This is a genomic window from Streptomyces sp. NPDC051214, assembly GCF_040682375.1.
GTDB lineage: Bacteria > Actinomycetota > Actinomycetes > Streptomycetales > Streptomycetaceae > Streptomyces.
This window is the reverse complement of the sequence record NZ_JBFBAT010000001.1, coordinates 1,025,683-1,035,360: the sequence shown is the minus strand read 5'-3', so window position 1 is coordinate 1,035,360 and position 9,678 is coordinate 1,025,683. Positions and strand designations below refer to the sequence as shown.

General features: G+C 69.9%; 5 protein-coding genes and 1 pseudogene. 2 read left to right on the top strand and 4 right to left on the bottom strand.

Going from position 1 to position 9,678, the window contains the following annotated elements; all coding sequences use genetic code 11:
• Positions 1-1,463 (bottom strand): annotated as a pseudogene (locus AB0M70_RS04515) (2-oxoacid:acceptor oxidoreductase subunit alpha); the annotation flags it as partial.
• 238 nt (positions 1,464-1,701) lie between these two features.
• Between AB0M70_RS04515 and AB0M70_RS04510 the strand changes: the two are divergent.
• Together AB0M70_RS04510 and AB0M70_RS04505 are read left to right on the top strand one after the other, a co-directional pair.
• Complete coding sequence (locus tag AB0M70_RS04510; protein WP_365816207.1) at positions 1,702-2,265, top strand: TetR/AcrR family transcriptional regulator; 564 nt, start codon at positions 1,702-1,704, stop codon at positions 2,263-2,265.
• A gap of 310 nt (positions 2,266-2,575) precedes the next feature.
• Positions 2,576-4,324 carry an MFS transporter gene (locus tag AB0M70_RS04505; RefSeq protein WP_365816205.1) on the top strand — a complete coding sequence of 583 codons (1,749 nt, stop codon included), beginning with the start codon at positions 2,576-2,578 and terminating at the stop codon, positions 4,322-4,324.
• Positions 4,325-5,315: 991 nt separating this feature from the next.
• Here the strand turns inward: AB0M70_RS04505 and AB0M70_RS04500 are convergent.
• From AB0M70_RS04500 to AB0M70_RS04490, 3 genes are all read right to left on the bottom strand, one after another.
• Positions 5,316-6,005, bottom strand: a complete 690-nt coding sequence (locus tag AB0M70_RS04500) for a TetR family transcriptional regulator (protein WP_365816203.1) — start codon at positions 6,003-6,005, stop codon at positions 5,316-5,318.
• Positions 6,006-6,190: 185 nt separating this feature from the next.
• The gene (locus AB0M70_RS04495; RefSeq protein ID WP_365816201.1) at positions 6,191-7,957 is read right to left on the bottom strand and encodes a hypothetical protein; all 1,767 of its coding nucleotides are present in this window, start codon (positions 7,955-7,957) and stop codon (positions 6,191-6,193) included.
• A 27-nt stretch (positions 7,958-7,984) separates the two neighbouring features.
• Complete coding sequence (locus AB0M70_RS04490) at positions 7,985-9,649, bottom strand: NAD(P)/FAD-dependent oxidoreductase (RefSeq protein WP_365816199.1); 1,665 nt, start codon at positions 9,647-9,649, stop codon at positions 7,985-7,987.
• Between the last annotated feature and the right edge of the window lie 29 nt (positions 9,650-9,678).

The following is a 9,678-nucleotide window of genomic DNA, read 5'->3' as shown; positions in this document are numbered from 1 at the left end:
ACCATGAAGTCGTGGTTGGCCGGGTCGTACGAGATGTTGCCGGTGCCGTCCTGCTTCTCGATGCCGCCGATGCGGTGTTCGAGACCGGGCGTGCCGGGGATCGCCCAGGGGCGCGCAAGCGTCTCCGGGTCGCGCTTGTAGGGCCAGAAGACCTCAGTTCCGTCCTCCAAGACGTGGTTGGGTCCTTGGGGGAACTGGACCAGCATCTCGGGCAGTTCGTCGGCCTGGGGGATGCGCCAGGGCTCGGAACCGTTGGCCAGATAGCCGTCGCTCAGCAGGAACACCGGCGTGCGGTAAGTGACCGCGATCCGTGCCGCCTCAAGGGCCGCGTCGAAGCAGTCCGCCGGTGTCTTGGGCGCCACGATCGGCACCGGCGCCTCGCCGTTGCGCCCGTACATGGCCTGCAGCAGGTCGGCCTGCTCGGTCTTGGTCGGCAGTCCGGTCGAGGGACCGCCACGCTGGATGTCCACGATCAACAGCGGCAGTTCGAGCGACACCGCGAGGCCGATCGTCTCCGACTTCAGCGCCACACCGGGGCCGGAGTTGGAGGTGACGGCCAGCGAGCCGCCGAACGCGGCGCCCAGGGCCGCTCCGATCGCGGCGATCTCGTCCTCGGCCTGGAAGGTGCGGACGCCGAAGTTCTTGTGCTTGCTCAGCTCGTGCAGGATGTCGGAGGCCGGGGTGATGGGGTACGAGCCCAGGAACAGGGGCAGCCCCGTCTGGCGTCCCGCCGCGATCAGCCCGTACGAGAGGGCGAGGTTGCCGGAGATGTTGCGGTAGGTGCCGGCGGGGAAAGCTTCGGCTGCCGGGGCGACCTCGTACGAGACCGCGAAGTCCTCCGTCGTCTCGCCGAAGTTCCAACCCGCCTGGAAAGCGGCGATGTTGGCCTCGGCGATGGCGGGCTTCTTGGCGAACTTCGTCCGCAGGAACTTCTCCGTGCCCTCGGTCGGCCGGTGGTACATCCATGACAGCAGACCCAGCGCGAACATGTTCTTGCACCGGTCCGCGTCCTTGCGGGACAGATCGTGCGACTTCAACGCCTCGACCGTCAGCGTCGTCAGCGGGACCGGGTGTACCCGGTACGCGTCAAGCTCGTTCCCTTCGAGGGGACTTGAGGCGAAGCCGACCTTCTGCAGCGCGCGCGGCGTGAACTCGTCCGTGTTGACGATGATCTCGGCACCCCGGGGCACATCACCGAGGTTGGCCTTCAGCGCGGCCGGGTTCATCGCGACCAGGACGTCCGGCGCGTCGCCCGGCGTGAGGATGTCGTGGTCGGCGAAGTGGAGCTGGAAGCTGGACACTCCGAGCAGCGTGCCCGCGGGGGCGCGGATCTCGGCGGGGAAGTTCGGCAGCGTGGACAGGTCGTTGCCGAAGGATGCCGTCTCCGAGGTGAACAGATCCCCGGTGAGCTGCATGCCGTCGCCGGAGTCACCCGAGAAACGGATGATGACCCGGTCGAGCCGCTCTGTCTGCTTCGTCACCGGCACAAGTCCTCTCTTGCTGGGGGTGGTTGGGCGGTCGAGCGGCTGTCCGACCGCCGCCGGGGCCGAGCCTAGAAGCGCCGTCAGAATATTTCAATAGGCGTTGAATTCATCCGGGACGCCGCTGCCGGACGGCTGGACCGCTGAACTCACTCTATGTAGACTTCATCGGCAGTTGAATTGATACCGTGCGGGCTCGTGATCGAGAGGAGCTGCCGCCGTGGGGGACGACAAGGGTGTGCCGAGCACACGCGAGGCCATCATGCGGGCCGCCGCGGACCTCTTCGCCGAACAAGGCTTTCGCAGGGCCTCGTTGCGCTCCATAGCCGCGAACGCGGGCTGCGATCCCGCCCTGATCGGGCACTACTTCCCTTCCAAGGAAGACCTGTTCACCGCCGTGGTCGCGGAGACGGTCCGACCGGCCGAGGTGCTGCGCGAAGCCGTCGGGCGCCGGGATCCGGACGCCGCGGAGTGGCTGCTCCGTAATGCCGTGGCTGACTGGGACGACCAGGTTCAGCGCACGCGCATTCTCGGTGTCCTGCGGTCCGCGCTCGACCTGTCCGCCGCCGAGTCGCGGCTGCGGCAGTCGCTCGTGCCCGAGGGGGTCGCCGAGGACGAGGACGGCGAGATCAGGCTGGCTCTGATCAGCAGCCTGTTCGTGGGTGTGGTGATGGCGCGTCATCTGGAGCTGCTTCCGGCCGAATTGGCCAAGGAGGGCGGCTCCGACGAACTCGTGCGCACGCTCATGCCGGTCGTCGCCAGCTACCTCGCGGCCGGACGCTGAGCCGGCCCGGCAGCCGCAAGGGTCCGCGGCGGCCGTAGGCGGCCCGACCCCCAAGCCTTTGCGTTCATAAACGCAAAGGCTCGCTTCTGCATGCTCTGGGCCGGGTGCCCCGGCCCTCTGGGTCTCAGTCCAACTCCCCTCCGTATCAGCGTGAGTACCCCTCAAACCTGCCCGCATGTGCCGCAGTTGACCGGAGTCCGGATGTCCGGAAGCGAGCCATCAGGGTTGCGTGAGGAAATTCAATGCTCGTAGACTTCATTGGACAGTGAATAATCCAGCAGGCCGCAGTCAGTGGGCCCGAGGAGGGAACATGGAAGCAATGAGTACCGATGTGAAGGCGGGGAAACCGCCGGGTACTTCGTCCGGGTCAGGGCCCGCCGGACACTCCGCACGCTGGGTGGTCCTCGCGGTCACGCTCTCCGCGATCTTCATGCAGATGCTGGACACCACGATCACGATGGTCGCCCTGCCGTCGCTGCAGAGCGACCTGGGCGCCACCTTCGCCGAGATCCAACTGGTCGTCGCCGTCTACTCGTTGGCCTTCGCCTGTGCGTTGGTGACCGGTGGCAGGCTCGGCGACATCTACGGCCGACGGAAGATCTTCCTCATCGGCATGCTGGGCTTCACCGCGGCCTCCGTGCTGTGCGGCGCCGCCCCCACGTCGACGTTCCTGATCGGCTCCCGGGTGCTGCAGGGCCTGTTCTCGGGCCTGATGTTCCCCCAGGTCCTCTCGATCATCCAGGTCACCTTCTCGACGCGTGAGCGGCCCAAGGCCCTTGCCATGTACGGCGCTTCGATCGGTCTCGGCACCGTTCTCGGGCCCGTGCTCGGCGGCTGGCTGATCGACATGGACATCCTCGGCAGCGACTGGCGTGCGATCTTCTACGTCAACCTGCCCGTCGGTCTGGTGGCGCTCGCGCTCGGCATGGCCAAGATCCCCGAGTCCAAGGCGGAGGGCGCCCAGCGTCTCGACGTGGTGGGCGCGACGATCCTCTCCGCCGGCCTCTTCAGCCTGATCCTGCCGCTGGTGATCGGCCGCGAGCACGACTGGCCGACCTGGAGCCTGGCACTGCTCGGTCTCAGCCCGCTGATCCTGATCGGATTCGCGCTCTACGAGGCCAAGTTGTCCAACCGACCGGACAAGTCACCGCTCATCCCGATGCGGCTCTTCAAGGAGCGGTCGTTCTCCGTCGGGCTGCTGATCAGCATCGTGTTCTTCGCCGGCATCCCGTCCTTCTTCATGACGTTCTTCATGAGCCTGCAGGTCGGGTTCGACTACACGCCGATCTCGGCGGGCCTGGTGAGCCTCGGCTTCGCCGTCCTCATCGCGGCCGGTTCGGCGCGCTCCACGGCCGTGGTCAAGAAGCTCGGCACCAAGACGCTCGCCCTCGGCACCGGTCTCCTGCTCGTCGGCATGACCGGGGTGATCGCGACCGTCCACTGGGCCGGCTCGGACCTGCACGGCTACCAGCTGATCCCCTCGCTGATGGTGGCCGGCATGGGCGGTGGCTTCTTCCTCGCCCCGTGCACCGGCATCATCCTGGCCGGCATCCGCTCGCGCGAGGCGGGCTCGGCGTCCGGCATGCTCGCCACCGTGCAGCAGGTCGGCATCGCGATCGGCATCGCGGTCGCGGGCATCCTCTTCTACGGATTCCTGGGCACGAACGCCGATGACTCCAGCCGCTCCGCGGTCTCGGAGCTGCGGAAGGACCTCACGTCCGCGGGCGTCGTCGACGACCAGCAGGACAAGGCCGTCGCGGGATTCCAGACCTGCTTCCACGACCGCATGAACCAGAAGGACCTGACCGAGACACCCGAGAGCTGCGCGGCCATCGAGAAGGAGATGGCGAACAACCCGGCCCCGCAGGAAGTCAAGGACAAGGTGCAGGCCGCTGTCCTGGAGAAGGCCGTGCCCGAGGCTCGCAAGACCAACTTCAGCGAGAGCTTCGAACAGGTCGTCTACTGGCAGATCGGCTGCTTCGGCCTCTCCTGCCTGCTCGTCCTCGCCCTGCCGAGGATCCGCCCCGAGGACGTCACGGACGTGCCGGGAGGCGCGTGACACCGCCCCGAGGAACCGGATCCCGGTCCGGGGGCGCGGGGCCAGAACCCCGCGCCCCCGGACCGCCGAGTCCCCGTCCGCGACCCGTCTGCGAAAGGAAGCCGCGGTGGACACCGTCGTGCCGGTCCTCTCCCTCGGCGTCGTCTCGGCCCTCGCCTACGCCGCCGCTGCCGTCGTGCAGCGGCGGGTGGCGGCGCGGGGGCCCGGCCGGCTCCTGCGTACGGGGGCCTGGTGGGCCTCCGTCCTGTTCAACCTGTCCGGCGCGGCGCTCCACGTGGGGGCGCTGCGCCACGGACCGCTCATCACCGTCCAGACCCTCGGCGTCCTCACGCTCGTCGCGGCGCCCCTCCTGTCCGCCGCCGTCGCGCACACGCGGATGACCCCGGCCCAGTGGGCCGGAACGGCGCTGACGGTGACGGGAGTCGCCGGGCTGCTCGCCCTCACCGGATCGTCCGCCGCGAGCCGGACCCTGCGTACGCCGGAAGTGCTCGGTGTCATCGCCGCCACCGCCGTGGCCCTCGGCCTCACGACAGCGGCCGCCGCCGTGGCCCGCACTCCGGTCGGCAGGGGGCTCTGGTACGCGGCTGCCGCCGGGATCGCCTTCGCCACCGCTTCGGCCCTGGCACAGACCGCCGTCCTGAAACTCTCCGGCGACGACACCGCCGGGCTGCCGCTCTGGACGACCGTGGTCGTCGTGACGGTCACCGCCGGCCTGGGCACGGCCGGCCTGATGCTCAGTCAACTGGCTTTCAGGGACGCGCTTGACGCGCCGCTGGCCACCGTCACGCTGGTCAACCCGGCCTTCGCCTCCCTCATCGGGACCCTCGTCCTGGGGGAGCGCTGGGTGTCAGGTCCCGCCGGGCTGGCGGCTGTGCTCGCCGCCGCGCTCGTGGCGGGCCGGGGCGTGCTCGTCCTGGCGCGGTCCGAGGCGGCCGTGCAGGCGCGGGAAGCGGCCGCCCGCACAGCGGAGGCCGCGATGACGCCGACGGATCTAGCCCTGCGCCAGCTTGTCGAAGTGCACGTCGAGCGCGGGCACGAACCACGTGAGCAGGTCCTCGAAGTCGACCGAGGCCAGCGGCTCCACCTTGAGGATGTAGCGCAGCATCGCGAGACCCGCGAGCTGCGCAGACACCAGTGAGGTGAACACCTCGGTGCGCTCGGTCACTTCGGGCACCATCCGCAGCACGAAGTTCCCCATGCTGGACTCGATGCGCTCCCGGAACGTCCTCGACGTCGACTCGTCCGCGAGGCCCGTGCGGTAGATGGCGACCATCGCGGGCCGCGTCGACTCGTCCTCCCAGAACGACAGGAACGTACGGGCGACCCACTCGGCGCGGTCCTCGGGAGCGAGCTGCGAACCGTCGTCCGTCAGGGCGTCGAAGAGCGACGACACGCTCAGGCGGGAGTTGACCGCGGCGTGGAAGACGCCTTCCTTCGTGCTGAAGAAGTGGTGGACCAGGGCCGGATCGACGCCGGCCTCACCGGCGATCGCACGGATCGTGGTGCCCGAGTAGCCCTTGGCCGCGAAGAGGTCGAGGGCCGCGGTGAGGATCTGCTCCTTGGTGCTGTTCTCCCCGGGGCGCCGGCCGCTGCGGGCCGACGGAGGGCGCCCTCCGCGCGTGGCGCTCCGCCGGCGCGAGGCGGCCTCCTGCGCGTAAGGGATCCCGTTTCCGGCGTTCATAGGGGGCCCTCCGTCATGCGTTACGGCTCGCGGCGATCAAGTTCCCACCCGTTCACGCACGGCCTCTTGTCGTGGAAAGCATCCCGGCACCCCGCCGGAGTGTCCAGAACGCGTCCACTTTCGGGCGGAGTCGTTGGCCAGAACGCACCAACGGGCCGCCCCTCGAAGGGACGGCCCGCGGACTGCTATTCGGTGACGCTGGGCTGGATCGTCGCCCCTTTGGTGAGCACCCTGCGTACCAGGTGCGGGGCCTTGCGCTTGGCCCACAGGAGGACCTTGACCCGCTTGAGCGGAGTGAAGTTGTAGTAGCGGTCGGAAGGGTCCCCGAAACCGAACAGCGGCGGGATGAATGACGCGCTCCGCATCTGGCCGAAAATCCGCTCGGCCGCGGAGCCCGCGCTGACGCGCTCGTCGGCGACCTGACGCAGCAGCCGGTACGTGTCGTCGAACAGCACCCCGAAGCCCGGATAGGCGGGGAACCACATGCCGTTGCCCCGGTAGCTCTCCAGCTCTGCCCACTGGTCGGCCGCGCCGGGCCTGGCGAGCGCGTCGTTGCGGGCCCGCTTCAAGGAGAGCGCGGCGAACATGGAGTGCAGCAGCCAGACGCGGCAGAAGGCGTTCCACAGCCGGAAGTCCGTGGTGGCGGTGAGCGCCGTCTGCAGCAGGCGGTCGTTGTGCTCGGTCAGCGAGGCCTGGAAGGCCTCGAGCCCCCGGAAGCGCTCGACGGACCAGTCCCCGGCCTCGGCCGCGGCGAGGATGCGCACCGCCGCCTCGTGGACCAGCTCGGCGGTGAGCGTGACATCGCGGGACAGCGTGAAGTCGCAGCGGACCGCCGAGCGGTCCAGGACCACGAACCCGTCGCCCGCTGTGGTCGAGGCGCCGTACTGCCACTGCTCGCCGCCGGACCACGGGCGCACGGTCGTGGCCCGCGCGAACTGCCACTCCAGGTCCGGGAATTGACGTACTAGTTCCTTGAAGTCCGCCTCCGGCGACGCCGATCGCTGCGGCCACCGCTTGGCGTCCAGGCTCACCGACACACTCGTCAGGGCCTGCTCGCCGCCGCGCTCCTCGCCGAAGGGGATCAGCTGCAGCCAGCCGCCGGGGAAGATCACCTGTGTGGTGCCCCCGGTCCAGGGCGTGCCGCCGTCACCGGGGTCCACCCGCCGCTCGAGGGGCCGTACGCCGCGCAGCTGAGCCGTCAGGACCCGCGACGAGTGGCGCAGCGGACGCAGGGCGGTGCCCAGACGGCGCAGCATCGGCGCGTCGGGACCCGACATGTCGACCACGAACCCGGCCCGTACGGAGCGGCCGTCGGCGAGCTCGACGGTGAAGTCGCCGGGGCCGCCGCGCACATCGGCCAGCGGCGCCCGGCTCGGCGGGACCTTGCTGCCGTACGACACCGCGAGCTGGTGCACCCAGGCGTCGACGTCGGGCCGGTAGAGATGCGATTCGCCGTGCTCGCTCGGCACGTTGAACTGGAGCTTCTGGCGCGGGCGCACCGGCTCTCCGGGGCGCGCGTAGACGAAGCCGATGCTCTTCTTGACCCCGGACGTCCGGCGTATCTCCGGCGGCAGCTCCCCGAAGTGGCCGAGCGCGGAGAGCTCGGGGACGTCGAAGCGGCGTGCGAGCAGCTCGAAGACCTCCGCCGTGTACGGCACCGTGCTCTCGCCGGCGGGCGCGGTCGCGTCGTGTGGCGCGTCCACCAGGACGACGTCCACGCCCGCGCGGGCCAGGACGGCGGCCAGCATGCCGCCGCCCAGGTGCGCGCCGAGCACGGCCACCGTGTGCACCGGGCCCGGCTCGGGCGCGGGATCGTCGAACGGCTCGTCGGGGAGCGCCGACTCCGACGGCCCCACCGCGTCGGCGCCCTCGCACCACGCGGGGTCCGACGGCGGTCCCCCGTCCGCCGGGAGTGGTGCCCCGGCGCGCGTTTCCTCGTGTCGGTCAGACATGTTCCCGTCCTCCTGGGTCGGCCGTCGTCAGCTCTTGTGGAACCGGGAGCGCAGGAATCCGCCGAGGGCACTGGCCAGAATGGGGCCGGTGTCGGCTGCGGCCGGGCCGCGTTTGGCCCAGAGCATGGTGCGGATCATGCGCGCCGGGTTGGGGTTGTAGAAGCGGTTCGCGGGGTCGTGCAGGCCGAAGGGGGGCGGGGCGTAGCTGTCGTCCTGGAGCAGGTCGAAGAGTTCGCCGGTGGCGTGGTCGGGGGTCATCAGGCCCGCCTCGACGTCCCGGCAGGCCGACCAGGCGGCGTCGGTGATCTTGTTGAAGCCGACGCTCGCCGGGAACAGCGCCCCGGGGTGCGGCTGCGCCTCCAGCTCGCGCCAGACCATCGGGTCCCGGCCGCGCTGGAAGCGTACGAGCGCGTCCTGGGCGTTGAGGGTGCCGAGCACCGTGCCCAGGGCCCACATGCGAAACGTGGCGTTCCACATGCCGTAGTCGCGGAAGGACGTGAAGGAGGACGCCACCACGTCGTCGTGGGCGCGGACCAGGCCCTGCTGGAGCGTCTCGATGTGGCTGAACCGCTCGGCGGAGAAGTCGTCGTCCTTCGCGGCCTCGATGAGCCGCCAGGCGAGGGAGTTCACGATGTCCGTCGTGTTGGTCAGGCCGCGCGAGTACAGGGCGTCCACGAAGCCCGCCGCGTGCGAGGTCAGGCAGAAGCGGTCGCCGACGACCTGGTGCGAGGAGTACTGGAGCCGGCCGGTGGACACCCAGGGGCGGGCCGCCTTGGCGTTCCTGAACTGCGGGGTGATGTCGGGGAAGCGGTCGAGGAACTGGGCGAACTCCACGTCGGGTGCCAGGTCGGTCTTGGGGTGGCGGCGCGGGTCCAGGGTCAGGCCGACGCTGCAGAGACGGTTCGTGGCGCCGCGGTGGTTGTCGAAGGGGATGACCCAGACCCAGCCGCCGTCGAAGACGTGATGCAGGGTGCCCTGGTGCCAGGGGCTCGGGTTGTCGTGCTTGCGGCCCGCGGGGCTGGTGTCGAAGGGCGTCACGCCCACCATGTGCGTGAAGAGCGTCCGGGAGTGCGTGCGCTGCTGGGGCACCTCGTCCCGCAGCCCGAACTTCTTCGCGAGCGGCGAGTTGTGGCCGCCCGCGTCCACCACGTACCTGGCGCGGATGTCGGGCCCGTCCGAGACGGCGAGGGTGGCGCCGGAGCCGTCGATGTCGACGTCCGTCACCCGCGTGTTCAGCCGCGGCACCGCGCCGTAGCGCACCGCCACGTTGAACATGTAGGCGTCGACGTCCTGGCGGAACATGTGCGACTCGGTGGAGAGCGCCACCGGGATCACGAACTGGTTGATCTCCCGCGGGTCCTGGGGCTCGCCCTCCCGGTGGTAGACGAAGCCGAAGTTCTTCTTCTGGCCGGAGTTCGACGAGACCTTCGAGCGCATCGTGGAGAAGTGGCTCAGGTGCGCGATCTCCGGCACCTGATAGCGGGCGGCCAGGATGCGCAGCATCACCGAGGTGTACGGGATGGTCGACTCGCCGACGGCGAAGCGCGGGTGGGCCCCGGCGTCCACCAGGACGGTTTTGACCCCGTTGCGGGCGAGGATGGCGGCCAGGATCGACCCGGCGATACCGGCGCCCAGGATGGCGACGTCGTGGTCGGCCTTGCCGGGCGAGTCGGACACGGGCAGCGGTTGCATGATGCTCGTCCCTTCAGGGGCTTCGGAGG